Source organism: Actinomadura sp. 9N215 (assembly GCF_044326345.1).
Classification (GTDB): Bacteria; Actinomycetota; Actinomycetes; order Streptosporangiales; family Streptosporangiaceae; genus Spirillospora.
The window spans coordinates 133,892-152,199 of the sequence record NZ_JBIRBA010000005.1; the positions used below are offsets into that span (position 1 = coordinate 133,892).

Sequence of the window (18,308 nt, forward strand, 5' to 3'; positions counted from 1 at the left end):
CCGGCCTACAACGAGGCCGGACTGCTGGAGAAGGCCGAGGCGCAGACCGACAGCGTGGCCGGCTGGACGCCGTTCGTCGCGGGCATCGACTACAACGCGCGCGGGCAGCGCGTCCTCATCGAGCTGGGCTGCGGCGCCAGGACGGAGTACGGCTACGAGCCCGACACGTTCCGCCTGTCCTCGGTCGAGACCCAACGGCCGGACGGCAAACGCCTGCAATCTCTGAACTACACCTACGACCCGGTCGGCAACGTCATCGTGGCGGCCGATCCGCTGAACGAGACGGTGTTCTTCGCCAACGCCGCCGTGGGAAGCACCCGGACGTACCGCTACGACCCGATCTACCGGCTCGTCGAGGCCAAGGGCCGCGAGCACATCGGCCAGACGTCCGGCCAACCTGGGCCTTACGACGTGCGCCCGGGGAGCATCCCGCAGCCCGGCGACGCCGCCGCGATGCGCGCCTACACCGAGTCGTACGCCTACGACGAGGCGGACAACCTCCTCAGCGTCGCGCACGCGGCGGCGAACGGGTCCTGGACGCGGCGCCACCAGATCGCCGCCGATTCCAACCGCCTGCTGGCCAGCAGCATCCCCAGCGACGACCCAGGCCGTCACTCGGCCGCGTACGGCCATGACGCGGGCGGCAACATCACCTCGATGCCGCACCTCGCGACCCTGGACTGGGATCCCGACAACCGCCTCTCGCGCGCCGACCTCGGCGGCGGCGGGAATGCCCACTACCAGTACGACGCCGCCGGGCAACGGGTCCGGGCGACGATTCGCAAAGGCGGCATCACCGAAACCCGGGTCTATCTGGGTCTCAGCGAGCGCTACCAGAAAACGGTCAACGGAACGCTGCGCACCGAGCGCCGAACGCTGCACGTGATGGACGGCGTCCGGCGCGTCGCCGCGGTCGAGACGACGACCGTCGACACCGGGCTCCTCGCGGCGGAGACCGTCCACCGATATCAGCTCAGCGATCACCTCGGCAGCGTGACCGTCGAGGTGGACGGGAACTGCGCGGTGCTTTCCTACGAGGAATATCACCCCTACGGCACGACGTCCTTTCATGCCGCCAAAGGCGCGGCCGAAGTCAGCCTGAAGCGCTATCGCTTCACCGGCAAGGAAAAGGACGCCGAAACCGGGTTCACCTATCACGGCTCCCGCTATTACGCGCCATGGCTCGGACGCTGGACGGCGCCGGACCCGGCCGGATTGGTCGATGGGCCGAATCTTTACGCCTACGCACGGGACAATCCCGTCCGGCTGACCGACCCGACCGGACAGCAGTCCACCGAAGACCGGCCGTCGCCCCCGGACAAGGAGCGAACCCTGCTGCGCGACCACCGCTCCGAGATCAAGCAGGCCGCGCAGGCCCTCCTCGACGCGCGTAAGGGTAAGGATCGCATCGCCGCGTTCAGCGACGACATCGCCCGCCAACTCGAGTCCGTCACTGACGCCCCCGACGACGTTCCATTGCCCGAGGTGCTGAACCTCGGCATCGCCAGGATCGTCCAGCGCATGGTCGACAAGGCGCGGCAGCGCCGCGATGCCGGGGCCAAGGGCGTGGACTTCACCATCGTCAGCCTGACCCGCTCCACGGACAAGGAGAAATCTCCGCACAAGAAGGGGCGAGGTCTGGACATCGGCCGCTATGCCGGAAAGGACCTCTCGATAAGCAAAGGGGACGAGCAGCTCGACGCGGTCCTGAAATTCTATTCGGACATGATCGGGGACGCCGCGAAGGGGGAGAAGCCGGTCAACGCCAGGTTCGCCCTCGGCCTGCCGCGCAATCCCCGGACGACGGGAGAAGGCGCGGTCACGGACGCGACAAAGGCCGACAAGCGCCATATGTACGACTGGGACATCATTCCCGGATACGGCCCGAAACCAGCCCTCAAACGGGAATTCCGATTCGACGACGTCTTCTTCGACCGTAATGAGACACCGAACAACGCTCCGGAAATCAAAGGATCGAAGAAGTCACTCCTCAACCAGAACATCACCTTGCTTCAACCGGCGGCCGCGCAGGGATTCGCCGACCTGCAGAAGCTGGACACGACAGGGATCCTGCGATTCCTGATGCCCGACGGCATCAACCATTTCCACGTGCAGAGCCCGCCGTGACGACTCCCGTTTCCCCGCACCACCCGACCCGGAGGACTGATCATGCCTGACAGCGGGCCGCCCCCCGACGCGACGGAGCAGCACACCGTCAGCGGAACGCTGACCTTCGACGACGGCACCCCGGCGTCCGGCGTCAGGGTGATCGCGTCCGCGCGCCGGCTGCGGTCGCTGAGCCCCCTCGGCGAGACCGTCACCGGCCCCGGCGGCCGGTACCGCATCGCCTATCCGGCGACGGCGATCGGAGCGGCGCCGGCGGAGCTGGTCGTCACGGCCGCGACGAACGGACCGGACGGCGGGTCCGAGAGCGTCCGGCAGAGCCCGGGTCGGGACGAGACCGTCGATCTCACGGTGCCCGCCGACGGGACGTCCGAGTACGACCGCCTGCTCGCCGTCGTGTCGCCGCTCCTCGAAGGGGCGAGCCTGACCGAGCTGCGCGGCGCGGAGAGCGACCGCGACGACATCGCCTATCTGGCCCGCGCCACCGGACGGCCCGCCGCGCAGGTCGGTTACCTCGTCCTGGCCGACCGGCACGCCGCCGCCACCGGCCTGGCCGCCGAGCTGTTCTACGGCGTGCTCAGGCAGGGGCTCCCGGCGGACCTGTCCACGCTGGCCGGCAGCCCGGTCGGCGACGTCCGCGCCGCGCTCACCGCCGCCGCTGCGGCGGGCGTGATCGGCCCGGTGAGCGCCGAGGCGGCGGCCGGCTTCGCCGGGCAGCTGCGGGCCCGCGAGGTCGCCGCGTTCGTCCAGGGCACGACCGTCCAGGGCGCGACCGGCACGCCGTCGCCGGTCTCGCCGGTCTCGCAGATCGCCGCCGCCGCCGTGCCGGACGCTGCGATCCGCGAGCGCATCTACGACGCCTACCTCGATCACGACGGCGGCTTCGTCCGGTTCTGGGCGCGGCTGAAAGCCGACGAGCAGACCGCGCCTCACGTCGACCGGCTCCGGCTGGCGCTCCAGCTCGGTGCGATGACCGGCAACAACACCGCGCTGGTGAAGAAACTGCTGCTCCGCTTCGATCAAGGCGAGCTGACCCATCCCCGCGAGCTGGCAGCCCTGGACGACGCCGCCTGGTCGCAACTGATCGAGGACACCGGAGGCGTCCCGGGAGAGGCCGCGAGCCTGCTCGCGGCGACCGGCGAGCCGACGGCGGCGGAAACCGGCCAGCCGCCCACAAACGTCGGCACCGCGTACCGGGACCTGGTGGCCGGGCTGGTCGCCGAGGCATATCCGACAGCGCACATCCACCACCGGCTGGCGGCGAGCGACGCCTCGGCGCCCGCCGTGCGATTCCTGGACGAGAACCCCGAATTCGATCTGCTCACCACCCCGGTCAGCACGGTGTCCGTCCCCGACGAGCCGGCCCGCACCGAGCTGGCCGCCATCCAGCGCCTGACGAAGCTCACGCCCGCGTTCGACGCCGTCCAGACGCTGCGCGCACGGGGTTTCGACTCGGCGCACAGCATCGCCCGCGCCGGTCAGGACGCGTTCGCCGCCCAGGTCGCCGACGCGCTTCCGCCCGAGCAGGCCGCGGCCGTCCATGCCCGCGCGACCCACGTGCACGCCGCCGCCGTCAACCTGATCGCCGACCTGCGCACCGCGACCCAGTTCGACGTGCCGTGGCTGGCGGCGCCGCCCGAGCGGCAGGCCATGCTCGCGCAGATCCCGAACTGGGAGGAGCTGTTCGGCTCGCCCGACTACTGCGCCTGCACCGAATGCCAGTCGGTGCACGGCCAGCCCGCCTACCTCGCGGATCTGATGCTGTTCCTGCGCAGCATCGGCCTGTACGGCGACCCGCCGCCGGAGGGCAGCGAGGGATCGGTGGCCGACGCGCTGTACCGGCGCCGTCCCGACCTGTGGGACGTCGAGCTCTCCTGCGACAACACCAACCTGCCGCTCCCGTACGTCGACCTGGTGAACGAGCTGCTCGAAACGGTCATCGTCGAACGGTCCACCAAGGTCGGCGCGAAGCAGCGGCAGACCAGCGGCGATCCCGCGCGACTGCGGGTGCAGCCGCAGCATGTGAACCCGGCCGCCTACGAGGCGGTGCGCAAGGCCGTCTACCCGTGGAGCCTGCCGTTCGACCTGTGGGCCGACCAGACCCGGACCAGCCTCGCCCACCTGGGCGTACGCCGCGACCGGCTGATGGCCGTGCTGCGTCCCTCGGCCGCGGACGACGTCGCCGTGTCCGTCGAGGAACTCGGGCTGCCCTCGGTGGCCGGACGGATCATCACCGGCCAGCCCCTCAGCCCGGGCCGGACGCTCGCCGAGTTCTACGGCCACCCGGCGGACACCACCGCGGACGAGCTGGTGGACGACCTGTCCCAGGTGCGGCACATGCTGGACACCGCCGGCCTCCGCTACTCGGAACTCGTCGAGGTGCTCGACACCAGGTTCGTCAACCCCGGCGGCGCGATCCAGATCGTGAGCGACGATCCGGACCACCCCTGCGACACCAACCTCATGTCCCTGCGAGGGCTGGACTTCTACGCGCTCGACCGGCTGCACCGGTTCGTCCGGCTACAGCGGGCACTCGCGGGCGGCGAACCCGGCAGGTCCGCCGTCGAGCTCGACCGGGTGCTGATGGCCAGCAATAACCAGGGACGTCTGGACGCCGCCGGGCTCCGCTCCGTGCTGGCCGTACGGCGGCTGGCCGCCCGGCTCGACCTCGCGGCCGACGAGGTGCTGGCGTTCTACGGCCCGCTGCCCACGCACCGGTACGCGACGGCGACCGAGCCGCCGCTGTACGACCGGCTGTTCCTCGACCCGTCGGTGGTCACGCTGCCGCCGGGCCAGGCCAGCCCGTTCGAGCTGAACGCGGCGCGCACCGAGCTGCGGGTCGTCGGCAGTCTGGTCGATCCGGCGGTCACCGCCGCGCTGCTCGGCATCCTCGAAGTGACCGACGCCGAGCTCGCCGCGCTGGTCACCGGCCGCCGGTCGGTCACCCCGAACCGGCTGCTGAACCTGGCCAACCTGTCCGCGCTGTTCCGCACGGTACGGCTGGCGCGGGCGCTCGGCCTGTCGATCGAGGACCTGCTGCGGCTGATCGAGCTGTACGGCGGCGGAGGTCCGTTCCCCGTCCCGCCCGAGGCGTGGTACGGCGGGGAGCCCGAGCTGCCGTCCGGGATTCCGATGAGGCTGGCCGCGGTCCCGCTCGTCCCGCCGCCGGTCGGAGGCGGCGACCCGGAGCTGACGTCCGGTGGGCTCATGCGTCCTCCGGCGCACCCGGACGGGCCCGCCGCCGGCGTCGCCACCGTCGACACGTCGATCGGCGCCACCGAGCGATTCCTGGACGCGGTGGCCGAGATCCTGGCGCGCGGGTTCACCGTCGCCGAGCTGGACGCCGTGCTGACCGCGACGCTGCCCGCCCACGACGGGCCGCTGCCCGACGACACGGCACTGGCCGCCACGCTCACCACGCTGCGGACGGCGCTCCAGGCCGTCTACCAGCAGACCGCCCAGACCAGCGACGAGAAGGGCGAGCTGACCCGCAAGGATCTGGCCCTGCTCGGCTGGGACGCCGCGCTCGTGCAGGAGGCGGTCACCACGCTGCTCGGCACGGTGGTGTACGCCGCGCCGCTGGACGCGCTGCCGCCCGGGATCACCCTGCCGCCGTCGATGCGGTTCGAGGCGCCCGCCGAGGGCGAGCCCGGGCCGGGCCGGCTGCTGTGCACCGGGCCGATGTCCGCGTCCCAGCGGGCCGCGCTCACCCGCGTGCCCCCCCGCCACGCCCGCGTTCGTCACCGCGGTAAACGCGCTGCACCAGGCGCCGCGCACGTTCGTGGCGACCAAGATGAAGGCGCTGCGGATTCCGGTCTACTCGGCGCCGCTGGCGGTGCTGCCCATCGACCTGAAGCTGCCGGCCGCGCTCGCAGGGAAGGTCTTCTACGACGTCGGCGAGCACACCCTGCGGTCGCGCGCGTACCTGTCCGCCGAGGAGCTCGACGCGCTGCGCGCCGCGTCGGCCGACGCGAAGTTCCGCGAGGCGGTCGACGCGCTGGAACTGGCGCAGCAGGCCCCGCCCGCGCAGGACAACGCCTTCCTGTCCGCGGACGACGCCTCCGCGCTGTTCGACCCGGACGGCCGGTCCCCGGCCAGCCGGTTCGGCTACGTGCTGACCAAGCTCAACCCGTACCTGCGGCGCGTGCTCAGCGAGATCACCGTGAAGCAGCAGCTCGGCGCGGCCACCGGCCTGGACGCCGCCAGTACCGACGTGCTGCTCGGCACCTGGTTGCGCTCGCCGTCCAAGCCGCTGGCGCTGCAGGACTTCCTCACCCCGAGGTACGTCGGCAGCGATCCGGCCGTGGTGATCACCAGGGACGGTTTCCTCGAACAGTTCAGCACCCTGTCGCTGCTCTACCGCGTGTCCATCGTGCTGTCGCGGTTGCAGATCAGGGCCGACCAGATCCCGTGGGTCTTCGAGTACGCGGCGAGCGCGGGCTGGCTCGACCTCAACACGCTGCCGGTCACCCCCGCGCCGGGGGCGTCGCCGCTGTTCCCCCGGTTCGTCCGGCTGCTGCGCCTGGCCCGGCTCCGCGACGGGACACCCGGCCGTGGCCGGACGCTGCGCGCCGTGTTCGCCGCGGCCCGGGTCCCCGGCGCGACCGTCGGCGACGTGCTGGCGGAACTCGCCGCGCAGACGTCGTGGGACCGCGCCGATCTCGACACCCTCTGCGGCCCCGGCATGCTCGACGTCTCCACGGCGTCCGGCCTCCAGGGCGAGGAACGGCTGCTGGAGCTGCTCGAAGCCGTCCGCCTGCTGGGCAGGCTCGGGGTTTCGGCGGAACGCGCGGCCGGGTGGCTGCCCGCAGACGTGACCTCGGACGCGGCGCAGGCGGCGTGGCAGGCCGCCAAGGCCCGGCACGCCCTGGCCGACTGGCCGGAGATCGGCGGGACGCTGCGGGACCGGCTGCGCGACCGGCAGCGAGCGGCGCTGGTGGACTACCTGATCGCCAATCCGCTGCGGTCGGATTCCGGGCCGTACTGGCATGACGCCAACACCATGTACGACTACTTCCTGCTGGACGTCGAGATGGGCGCCTGCCAGCAGACCACCCGCATCGCCCAGGCGATCTTCAGCGTGCAGCTCTTCGTCCAGCGCGTCCAGCTCAACCTCGAATCGGTCTCCGCGCGCGACGACGCGGACATCTGGAAGCAGTGGGAGTGGATGAAGTCCTACCGGATCTGGGAGGCCAACCAGAAGGTCTTCCTCTACCCGGAGAACTATTTCCAGCCCGAACTGCGCGCCGCGAAGTCGCCGATATTCGAGGCGATGGAGAACGAGCTCATGCAGAAGGAGCTGACCGCTGACAACGTCGAGGACGCACTCCGGCACTACCTGGAGCAGCTCGACCGGGTGTCGCGGCTGCGTCCGATCGGCGCGTTCACCGACGACACGGTCTGGCCGCCGACCGTCCTCGTCGTCGGGGGCACCGCGGCGAAGCCGCGGGAACACTACTTCCGCTCCTGGGTCAATAAGAACGAGTGGACGCCGTGGCGGAAGGTCGAGCTCGACATCGACAGCGACACGGTCGTCCCGGTCGTCTGGAACCGGCGGCTGCATCTGTTCTGGCCCACCTTCAGCCTGGCGACCGAGCAGTCGCAGGTCAGGATGCCGCAGGGCACCGACCCCATGCCGGAGCCGAGAAGGTTCTGGAAGGTGCGGCTCAACTGGAGCCGGTACGTCAACGGCCGCTGGGAGCCCAAGAAGGCCACCAAGGTATTCCTCAAAATCGAGCAGGGATCCTCCTATGACCCGGACTGGATGGAGATCGATTACTCGGATCTCATCACTCGCATCGTCACCCAATTCCGGGAATACCATTTCCGTCCGAAGGTCGACCCGATCAGCGGGGATCTGGTCATCTGGTGCGTCGACGACTTTCTCCGCAGGGAAGGCGACGATTCCTTCACCACCAAGTCCGGGTTCTTCCGGTTCAGCGCCGGGCTCGACGAAGTCACCGTCGAGCAGATCAAGGACCGCACCGCCGGCTACGCGGCGACCGTTCCGCACGTCAATTACGGCGACTACAGCCTCGATGAGAATCACGAGCGAGTCGAATATGTGGACCCGGACTCCGAGCTCAGCGGGAAGGTGCACATCGCCGACCCGACGAAACGGAGCTACGAACCGGAGAACTCGTTGCTGGCGCTGAACCAGACCCCAGGCGACCAGCTCTACCGGGTGCTCAACCTCATGCAGCATCCGATGGACTGGGAGCGGTTCGTCGCCTTCTTCAGCGACGGCAGGCGCAGCTACCTGGTCGATCCGTACCTGGTCTCCCTCCCGACGCTGCGCGAGCGGCCGAGCTCCGCGCCCGGACGCGACCGGCGGGTGCTGCGGGCCGGGCAGGAGTTGGCGGCGCTGGCCGCTCCGAGCGCCGAACGTACGCCGAACGCCGAGAACGCCCTCGTCCTCCCCCGGGACCTCGCGCTTCCCGGCAGCAGGGTGGCCGCCAGCACGCTCGGCACCGGACGAGTGCACGCGGACCTGGCGGTGGCCCCCAAGCTGAGCTTCCGCCGCTTCTATCACCCCCATGTGCGCAGTTTCGCGGGCGAGCTGAACCGGCTGGGCGTGGACGGCCTGTTCAACCGGCGGCTCCAGACCCGGCCGGAGATCTACACCGGGCCGTTCAACTTCACCGAGCACTACAAACCGGACATCTCCAACGTGCCCGAAGCGCCGGGCGAGCCGGTGGAATTCGCCTTCGGCGACGCGTACGCCGAATACAACTGGGAGCTGTTCTTTCACGCGCCGCTGCTGGTGGCGCAGCGGCTCTCGGCCAACCGGCAATTCGAGCAGGCGCAGCGCTGGTTCCATTTCATCTTCGACCCCACCAACCGGAGTGACGACGGCGATCCGCCGCAGCGGTACTGGATCACCAAGCCGTTCTTCGAGGCGACCGGCGACACCTACGCCCAGCAGCGGATCGAGGCGATCCTGAAGAAGCTGGCGGAGGGCGACCCCGACACCACGCGCGCGGTGGAGCGGTGGCTGGCCAACCCGTTCCAGCCCGACGTCGTCGCCAGGCTGCGCACCACCGCCTACCAGAAGGCCGTGGTGATGAAATACCTGGACAACCTGATCGCCTGGGGCGACCACCTGTTCCGCCAGGACACGCTGGAGTCGATCAACCAGGCCACCCAGCTGTACATCCTGGCCGACGAGCTGCTGGGCAGGCGGCCGGAGGAGATCACCGGCCGCGCGGACCCCGCGCCGCAGAGCTTCCGCCAGCTGCTCAGCGGCCGTCCGGCGGACGCGGCCGTCGCGGCGGCGGAGAACCTCGTCCCGGTCCCGGCCGGCGACGTCCAGCCGGGCATCCGGCCCGGGGTGAACCTCGCCTGGCTGAACTACTTCCGGGTGCCGCGCAACGACAAGCTGGTCGGCTACTGGGACACCGTCGAGGACCGGCTGTTCAAGATCCGGCACTGCCAGAACATCGAGGGCGTCCGCCGCCAGGTCCCGCTGTTCGGCGCGCCGATCGACCCGAACCTGCTGGTCCGCGCGGCCGCCGCCGGGGTCGATCTGGCCACCGTGCTGGACGACATCAGCGCGCCGTTGCCGCACTACCGGTTCGGGCCGATGCTCGCCAAGGCCAAGGAGCTCGCCGCCGAGGTGACCGCGTTCGGCAACGCGCTGCTCGCCGCGTTGGAGAAGCGCGACGCCGAGGCGCTGGCCCGGCTGCGCTCCGGCCACGAGCTGGCGGTGCTGGACGCGGCCCGGGAGGTCCGCCACCGGCAGGTGAAGGAGGCCGACGAGGCGCTCGCGGCGCTGGACCGGTCGCGCGAGCTCGCGAGGGACAGGAACCGCTACTACGCCGAGCAGCTGAGGGAGCCGCTGAACGCGTACGAGAAGGCACAGACCCGGCTGCACGAGGACGCGCTCGACCAGCAGGACCTGGCCGCCCTGACCGACATGGCGGCGGCCGTGGTCGGCTACATCCCCGACTTCAAGATCGGTTCGCCGACCACCGTCGGCGGCACGTACGGCGGCAGCAACATCCTTTCCATGCTCAGGGGCCTGTCCGGCGCGTTCGGCACGAACGCGTCCCGGGCGAGCAGCCAGGGATCGCAGCAGCTCACGCTCGCCGGCTACACGCGGCGCGCGCAGGAGTGGACGTTCCAGGCAGGGCAGGCCGACATCGAGACCGCCCAGTTCGACAAGCAGATCCTGGGCGCGCAGATCCGGCAGGCGATCGCGGCCAAGGAACTGGAGAACCACGACCTGCAACGGGAGAACGCCCGCGAGGTCGACCGGTTCATGCGGGACAAGTTCACCAGTACCGAACTGTACGACTGGCTGGCGGGTCAGCTGTCCACCTCGTACTTCCAGGCGTATCAGCTGGCCTACGACGTGGCCAAGCGGGCCGAGCGGTCGTACCGCCACGAGCTCGGCGTCGCCGACTCCGGCTTCATCAATTTCGGCTACTGGGACAGCCTGCACAAGGGCCTGCTGGCCGGTGAGCGGCTTTCGGCGGATCTCAGCCGGATGGACGCCGCCTATCTGGAGGCCAATTCCCGCGAATTCGAGCTGTCCAAGCGCATCTCGCTCGCCCAGCTCGACCCGACGGCGCTGCTCCGGCTGAAGGAGACCGGAAAGTGCTTCGTCTCGCTGCCGGAGGCGTTCTTCGACCTGGACGCGCCAGGCCATTATCTGCGGCGGATCAAGAACCTCGCCATCACCGTCCCGTGCGTGGCCGGGCCGTACACCTCGGTGAATCTGACCGCGCGGCTGTTGCACAGCACCGTCCGGATCGATCCGGTGGTCGGTGACGGCAAGAAGTACGCCAGAGGGACGGCCGACCCGAGGTTCCGGGACTACACCGGCCCGGTCCAGTCCATCGTCACCAGCACCGGGCAGGACGACAGCGGCCTGTTCGAGACCGACCTGCGCGACGAGCGATTCCTGCCCTTCGAAGGCGCGGGCGTCATCAGCGAATGGCAGCTGTCGTTGCCGGATACGTTCCGGCAGTTCGACTACGAATCCATCACCGACGTCGTGCTGCATGTGCGCTATACGGCGCGAGACGGCGGCGACAACCTGGCCGAGCGCGCGGTCGGCGAACTGCACGACGCGCTCAAGGCGTGGTTGCACAGCGGTGAGAAGTCGCTCTACCGGGTGTTCAGCGCGCGCCGGGAGTTCTCCGACCAGTGGAGCAGGTTCCTGGCGCCCACCGGCGCCGCCGACCCGGCCGCCGTCTTCACGATCGCCAAGGACCGCTTCCCCCGCATGTTCCACGGCGAGAAGCTCACCATCGCCAAGCCGTCGGTGGTGCTGGTCCTCTCCCAGGAGCCCACCCCGGACGGCTCCGGCCGTTACCTGGACGCCTACCCGGACGGACAGCAGTTGACAGCCGAAGTGACCACCCCGACGCATCAGACGGCCACGGCCAGGCTCACCGCCGACCCGGTCCTCGCCGGCCAGCCGCGCTGCGCCGTCACCGTCGCGGGCGGCCAGGTCCACGAGCCCGGCCAGGAGTGGACCGTGTCGCTCTCCCGCGAGGAGGTCGAACGGCTCCCGCAGGTCCTCGTCCGCGACGGCAGGCTCAACCCCGACGCCGTCCTGGACCTGCTGCTGATCTGGCAGTACACCGTTCAGCCCGCCTGATGGCGGCCAGATCGAATCCCGAACCGCATCCGAACCACGGAGGAATCGCGATGACCAGGTCCGACCCCTTCACCGGCGGCAGCAGCACGCTCGCGATGCTGCCCGCGCCGGATGTCCCGCAGGGTGCCGTGCCGGTCGCGGCCGTCGGCAGCTGGACCGCCGCCAAGGACATGCCCACGGCCGGCTACTGGGCGCTGCCCGGCGACGGAGCGACCCTGCTCGACGACAAGACCGTACTGGTCGCCGGCGGCGAGGACGGGGCCCGCAACGCCAAGAACGACTGCGCGCTGTTCAAGCCCGGCCCCGGCGAATGGGAGACCACTGGCTCGCTGACCATCAGCCGGCGGCTGCACACCCAGACCAGGCTGGCCAACGGCCAGGTCCTGGTGGTGGGCGGGATCACCGGGCCGTTCTCGCAGCCGCTGGCCCCGGTCGCCGCCGCGGAGATCTATGACCCGGGGTCCCGTTCCTGGACGGCCACCGGCGCGCTGCACCAGGCCCGGTTCTCCCACTCGGCCACCCTGCTGCCCAACGGGACCGTCCTGGTCGCCGGCGGCATCGCCCCCAGGGACACGCAGTCGATCACCGCGCTGGCCTCCGCCGAGATCTTCGACCCGCAGACCGGCGAGTGGACCGAGATCGCGCCGATGCACGACGCCCGCGGCGGCCACCCGGCGGTGCCGCTCCGGAACGGGAAGGTGCTGATGGTCGGCGGTATGACGGCCATCGGCCGGGCCCTGTTCAGCGGCCAGGCCTTCTGCGAGATCTTCGACCCGGCGGTCGACCCGACGGTCAGCCCGTGGACGCCGACCGGCAGCATGGCCACCGTCCGCAAGAGTCACCAGGCCACGCTGCTCGCCGACGGCACCGTACTCGTCACCGGCGGCGACAGCCAGGGCCTGCGGCAGGACTGGACGTACAGCCCGTACAGCCAGTGGACGACCGAGCGCTTCAACCCGGGGACCGGGGTGTGGGCGCCGGCCGAGAACATGCCGACCGGCCGCAGCCATCACCGGGCCGTCGCCATGAAGTCGGGCAAGCTGCTGGTGATCGGCGGCACCGACGAGTCCACGTTCGACGTCGGATACCAGAACGCCGCCGTCTACGACCCCGGGGCGCGGACCTGGAGCGACACCGGCGGCATGGTCACCGGCCGCTGGGCGTTCGCCGCCGTCGGGCTGGACGACGGCCGGGTACTGGCGGCGGGCGGCATGACCAGGTCCGGCGCGGCCGTCCCCGACTCGGCCGATGTCGTCACCGCCACGTCCGAGATCTTCACGGCCTAGCGGCCCGGCGTCCAGAGAACGGAGCCTGTGTCATGACACGGTCCACCCAGTTGCTCGCGGGCGGAAAGCCGACCGCCGGCGGCGCGGCGGCCGCCGGGGGCTGGTCCCCGGCCGGCGACCTGCCCTCCGCCCGCCAGTGGTTCAGCGCGGGCGAGTCGGCGGTCCCGCTGAACGACGGGTCGGTGCTGGCCGCCGGCGGAGCGGTCCTCCGCGGCAAGGCCACGGACGAGTCGTTGCTGTTCGACCCGGCCGCCGGGGAATGGACGCAGACCGGAAAGCTGACCACCGGCAGGCTGTCGCACACGCTCACCAAACTGGACGACGGCCGGGTGCTCGCGGTCGGCGGCATGCCGGAAACCAACCGGTCGCCGTTCACCTTCCTGCGCACCGCCGAGATCTACGATCCCGGCGAGCGCACGTGGACGCCCGTCGCCGAGATGGGAACGGCCCGCAGCCTGCACTCGGCCACCCTGCTGGCCGACGGCAGGGTTCTGGTCACCGGGGGTACCGGCTACCAGAAGCCGGGCGTGCTGCGCACTTTCCGCACGGCCGAACTCTACGACCCCGTCAAGAACATCTGGACGGACGTCGCACCGATGACCGACGCCCGGCTCGCCCATCCGGCGATCCGGCTGCCCGACGGCAGGGTGCTGGCCGTCGGCGGCGAGACCGGCATCGACCAGTACCGGGGCATCGGCCAGTCGTTCTGCGAGCTCTACGATCCGGTCGCCGGCCGCTGGACCCCGACCGGAAGCATGCACGTGCCGCGCCGCAACCATCAGGCCGTGCTGCTGCCGGACGGCTCGGTCTTCGTCGCCGGCGGCGACGGGCCCGGAATCATCACCGAACGCCGGCTGGCCCCGCACAGCCAGTGGCGGACTGAGCGGTACGACCCGGCGACCGGATTCTGGAGCCCGGGCCGGAACATGCCGACGGGCCGCACCTTCCACCGGATGGTGGCGCTGCCCGCCGGAAAAGTCCTGGTCGTCGGCGGCACGGATGCGGCCACCTACGACGTCGGGTACGCCAATGCCGCCGTCTACGATCCGCTCGCCCAGACCTGGGCGCCCACCGGAGGCATGACCACCGGCCGCTTCTACTGCTCGGCCACCGCCTTGGCCGATGGCCGGGTACTGGCCGCCGGCGGAACCGTGCGCGCCGGTTCGGCCAACCCGGCCCGCGGCCAAGACCTGCTGACCGCCACCACGGAGATCTTCACGCTCTGAGCCTGTGTCAGCCCGTCGCGCACGGGTCGTGGTGGGGGACGCCGCGGAAGTAACGGTTCCATTCGGCGCCGCTGATGCCGGCGGCTGCCTGGGCGCAGATCCGGGCGGTGATCCGGCCGAGGTCGGTTTCCCAGAGCTTGACGCTGTAGTCGTTGCTGCCGGTGGCCAGGGTGTGTCCGTCCGGGGCGAAGGCCAGGGCGGGCACGTCGGAGGTGTGGCCGGAGATGGTGCCGATCAGGGTGGGGCGATGAGGGGCGCCGAGGTTCCAGAGTTTGGCGGTGCCGTCGGCGCTGCCGGTGGCCAGCCGGCGGCCGTCCGGAGTGAAGGCGGCGGCGTGGACCGTGCCGGAGTGGCCGGTCAGCAGCGCGACCTGTCGTGGGTTGCCTAGGTCGCGGACGTCGACCAGCCGTACCGACTGGCGATCGGCGATGGTGGCCAGCAGTGTGCCGTCGGCGCTGAATGCGTGGCTGGGGATCTCGTCTGCGCCGAACCGGAAGGACAGTTCGCGCGGTACGGCCGGATCGGTCACGTCCCACAGCCGGGCCGGTCCGGGGCCGCCGCTGCTGGCGAGCACCCGTCCGTCCGGGCTGAAGCTGGCGCTGCGCAGCCCCTTGCCGTAAGCGGCGACCCGGCTCAGCCTTCGAGGCGACGCGGGTTCGGTGATGTCCCACAGACTGATCGCGCGCGCCGATCCGACGGCCAGCAGGCGCCCGTTGGGGCTGATCGCGACCGCGGTGACTTCGGCGTCCCGGGCGGGGATGGCGGCGAGCAGGCGGGGACGGCGCGGGTCGGCGACGGAGTAGAGACGCGCGTTGCCGTCGTCGCTGCCGCTGGCCAGCAACCGGCCGTCCCGGCTGAAGTCCACGGAGCGGACGAAGCCGCGGGCCTCGGCGAGCACGGTCAGCTGGCGGCGCCGGTGGCGAGTGGCGACGTCCCACAGACGTACTGTGCCGTCCCAGCCGGCGGAGGCCAGAGTCCGCCCGCCGGGGCTGAAGGCGACCGCCGCGACGACGTCGCGGTGATCGGCGAGCGGTAACTCCCGTACGTCCTGCAGCCGTAGTCCGGCGCGGCCGGGCACCGCGATCGTGGTGCCGTCCGGGCTGAACGTCGTGGTGTAGGCGCCGCCGGGCAGGACGGCCAGCTCCGTCGCCCGTCGCGGGCGGGTGACGTCCCAGAGCCGGAGAGTACGGCCCTGGCTGGCGAGGGTGGCGCCGTCCGGGCTGAAGGCCACGGACCAGACCAGCGCGTCGTGGCCGGTCAGCACTTGCAGCAGCTCGGGGTCGCCTGGTCGGCCGACGTCCCACAACCGGACGGTGTGGTCCCAGCTGGCGGTCGCCACCACCGGCGCGCTGGGGCTGAACGCCGCGCCGGCCACCACGCCGGTGTGGCCGGTCAGCCGGCCGAGCGGCCGGGGTGAGCGGCGGTCGCCGACGTCCCACAGCCGGGCGGCATTGTCGCCGACGGTGAGCAGCCTGCGGCCGTCCGGGCTGAACGCCGGTTTTCCCAGCGGACCGTCGTGGGCCTGGAAGCCGGCCAGCGAGATCGGCCGGCGCGGATCCGCGAGATCCCACAGCTGGGCGGTCCCGTCCTGATGGCCGGTCGCCGCGATCTGGCCCTCCGGCCCGAAGACCACGCTGCTGACCGGCCCGGTGGCGTGGGTGAACGTCGAGACCCGGGCCGGCCGGGCGGGGTCGGTGACGTCCCACAGCTGGGTCGCGGGGCCGGCGGCGGTGGCCAGCAGACGGCCGTCGGGGGAGAAGGACACCGCTTTGACGCTCTCCGGCAAGGTGAGGGTGGCCAGCCGGTGTGGCCGGTGGATGTCCCTCACGTCCCAGAGCATCGCGGTGCGGTCCCAGCTCGCGGTGGCGAGCACCGGCCTGGACGGGTGGTAGGCGACGTCGACCAGGTCACTGGTGTGACCGGCCAGTACCGTCGCGTACGGCGCGGCGTAGGCGCTGAACAGACTGTCCCGAGTGGCCTGTGACGGCGCCAGCCGATGTGCGGCCAGGGTCAGCTTCAGTGCCAGCGGAGGATTCTCGTCCCGCATCGCGGCCGCCTGCGTGATGACGTTGTTCGCCAGCGCGTGGTTACGCTGATCGGCGGCCAACTGCCGCGAATGCACGGCGTAGCCGACGGAGGCCACCGCCACCAGCAGCAGGCAGGCGAGCAGCACCACGGCCTGCCGAAGCCGCCTGGCACGGGTGGCGGCCGCGGCGTGTTCGGCGGCCTCGGCGGCCTCGCTCGCATCGAGGAACCGGCGCTCCCGGCCGGTGAGCGCGCCGTCGTTGCAGGCCGCCCACTCCCTGGCCCTGGCCAGCCGGGTGCCGCGGTAGAGCGTGTCGGGATCCTCCCGCAGGGTCTCCCAGGTCTCGGCGGCCGCGCCGAGCTGCTGGTGCAGCCGCAGGCCCTCCCGGTCGTCGGAAAGCCAGTCGCGTAACCGCGGCCAGCAGCGGATCAGCGCCTCGTGGGTGATCTGCACGCCGTGGTCGTCGATCTGGATCAACCGCGCGGCGGCCAGCCTCTCCAGCACCGTGGTCACGGTGCCGGACTCCCCGAACGTGTGCAGGTCGGCGCGGCGCCCGGTGTCCTCGGTGTCCCTCCCCACCCTGACCAGGCGCAGGAAGATCCGCTTGGCCGCCGCCCGGCCGTCGGAGTCCAGCGCGGAGTAGACCTCCTCGGCGGTTCGGGCGATGGCGTGCTGGATCCCGCCGGCCTCCTCGTACCCCTGCACGGTCAGCCGGGTGCCGCGCCGGCGCCGCCAGGTCTCCAGCAGCGCGTGGGACACCAGCGGCAACGCCGCGGGCTCGGCGGCCGCCTCCGCGATCAGCCGGGAGACCAGCGCCGACTCGATCACGTACCCCGCCGTGACCGTCGGCTTGGTGATCGCCTGGTGCAGCTCCGCCGCGCTCATCGGACCCACCAGGACGTGCCCGTCCTGCAACGCGGCCGCCAGCTCCGGGTACCGGCCGCAGTGGCCGTAGAAGTCGGCCCGCACTCCCAGCACGACCCGTACGCCCCCGCCCTCGGCGCCGGCGGCGTGCACCAGCGCCGCGACCAACCAGGCGCGCTCGGACTCGTCCTCGCAGAGGGTGAAGACCTCCTCGAACTGATCCACGATCAGCAGGGGCGCGGCGTGCGGACGCTCTGCCTGCAGCGCCCGGCGGAGCTGCCGGTGCAGGTTCGCCGGGTCGGCGGCCAGACTCGCCCGGACCTGACGGGCCGATCGCCCGGTGCCGTGCGTCAGCCACCGGGCGAACTCCTCCACCGGGTGGGGCCCGGGCGTGACGACCATGGCCGGCCGGTTCCCGGCCCGGGCCAGCAGACCGGCCCGCAGCAGTGACGACTTGCCGGAACCGGAGGCGCCGAACACGCCGACGAAGCTGCGCTGCCGTACCCTCCGCTGGAGCTGGTCGATCAGCTCGTCGCGGCCGAAGAACCGGTCGGCGTCGGCGGCCTGGAACGGCACCAGGCCGAGGAACGGCGGCCGCCGGCCCCGCTGGGCGGGCGTGGCGGCGTCCGCCGATTTCAGATCGTCGGCGACGACGTGCCACCGGTCGCGCCATTCGTCGACGTCTCCGCCGCAGGCGTCGACGTACGCCAGGGTCACCGCCAGGCTCGGCAGCTTCCGGCCCGTGGCGGCCTGGGACAGCACGGTGACCGAGTAATGCGCCAGCTCGCTGAGCTGCCGGTAGGTCGGCTTGCCGGCCTTCTCACGGAGCAGCCGCAGGTCGGCGGCCAACCTGAACAACGACGGGCTCTCCGAGGACAGCGGGCGTTCCGGTCGCGGCATGAGCTACCTCCTCGGCTCCCCAGACAGGCCGAATGCCCTGCTCAGCGAGCATCCTTACAAGGCAGGCTATCCACGGATTGTTTGTCAGTTGAGCACAACCCGGAACCAAACAACTCCGGAGTGCGAACGACGCCGTCGCGCTGCCACGGGACGGCTGGCCGCGGTCGCCGGAACCGCCGCCCCGGGTGGGCAGGGCGCGGGACGCCGCCGGCGCGCCGCCCGGACAGTACGCCGAACTGCCCTCGTCCACCTCGGACGAGGAGGAGGTTCCGGTG

Annotated in this window: 6 protein-coding genes; 5 read left to right on the top strand and 1 reads right to left on the bottom strand. The window is 71.3% G+C overall.

Features of this window, described 5'->3' with window-relative positions; translation table 11 throughout:
* Positions 1 to 657: 657 nt before the first annotated feature.
* Genes ACH34T_RS10895 through ACH34T_RS10915 form a run of 5 tightly spaced genes read left to right on the top strand, consistent with a single transcriptional unit; the run spans position 658 to position 14,243 of the window.
* Positions 658 to 2,127, top strand: coding sequence for an RHS repeat-associated core domain-containing protein (locus ACH34T_RS10895; RefSeq protein ID WP_395992129.1), 1,470 nt, complete (start codon positions 658 to 660; stop codon positions 2,125 to 2,127).
* A 42-nt stretch (positions 2,128 to 2,169) separates the two neighbouring features.
* Positions 2,170 to 7,116 (top strand): hypothetical protein, encoded by a 4,947-nt coding sequence (locus tag ACH34T_RS10900; RefSeq protein WP_395991907.1) that lies wholly within the window; start codon positions 2,170 to 2,172, stop codon positions 7,114 to 7,116.
* On the top strand, positions 7,061 to 11,731 hold the full coding sequence (locus ACH34T_RS10905) for a neuraminidase-like domain-containing protein (RefSeq protein ID WP_395992130.1): 4,671 nt from the start codon (positions 7,061 to 7,063) through the stop codon (positions 11,729 to 11,731). Before ACH34T_RS10900 ends, ACH34T_RS10905 begins: the two co-directional genes overlap by 56 nt.
* A gap of 50 nt (positions 11,732 to 11,781) precedes the next feature.
* Entirely contained in the window at positions 11,782 to 13,017 is a 1,236-nt protein-coding gene (locus ACH34T_RS10910; RefSeq protein ID WP_395991908.1) for a kelch repeat-containing protein, read from the top strand.
* A gap of 32 nt (positions 13,018 to 13,049) precedes the next feature.
* Positions 13,050 to 14,243 carry a Kelch repeat-containing protein gene (locus ACH34T_RS10915; protein WP_395991909.1) on the top strand — a complete coding sequence of 398 codons (1,194 nt, stop codon included), beginning with the start codon at positions 13,050 to 13,052 and terminating at the stop codon, positions 14,241 to 14,243.
* Positions 14,244 to 14,250: 7 nt separating this feature from the next.
* Here the strand turns inward: ACH34T_RS10915 and ACH34T_RS10920 are convergent, their stop codons facing one another.
* Positions 14,251 to 18,033: an AAA family ATPase gene (locus ACH34T_RS10920; RefSeq protein ID WP_395991910.1), complete on the bottom strand. Its 3,783-nt coding sequence runs from the start codon at positions 18,031 to 18,033 to the stop codon at positions 14,251 to 14,253.
* Positions 18,034 to 18,308 lie beyond the last annotated feature (275 nt).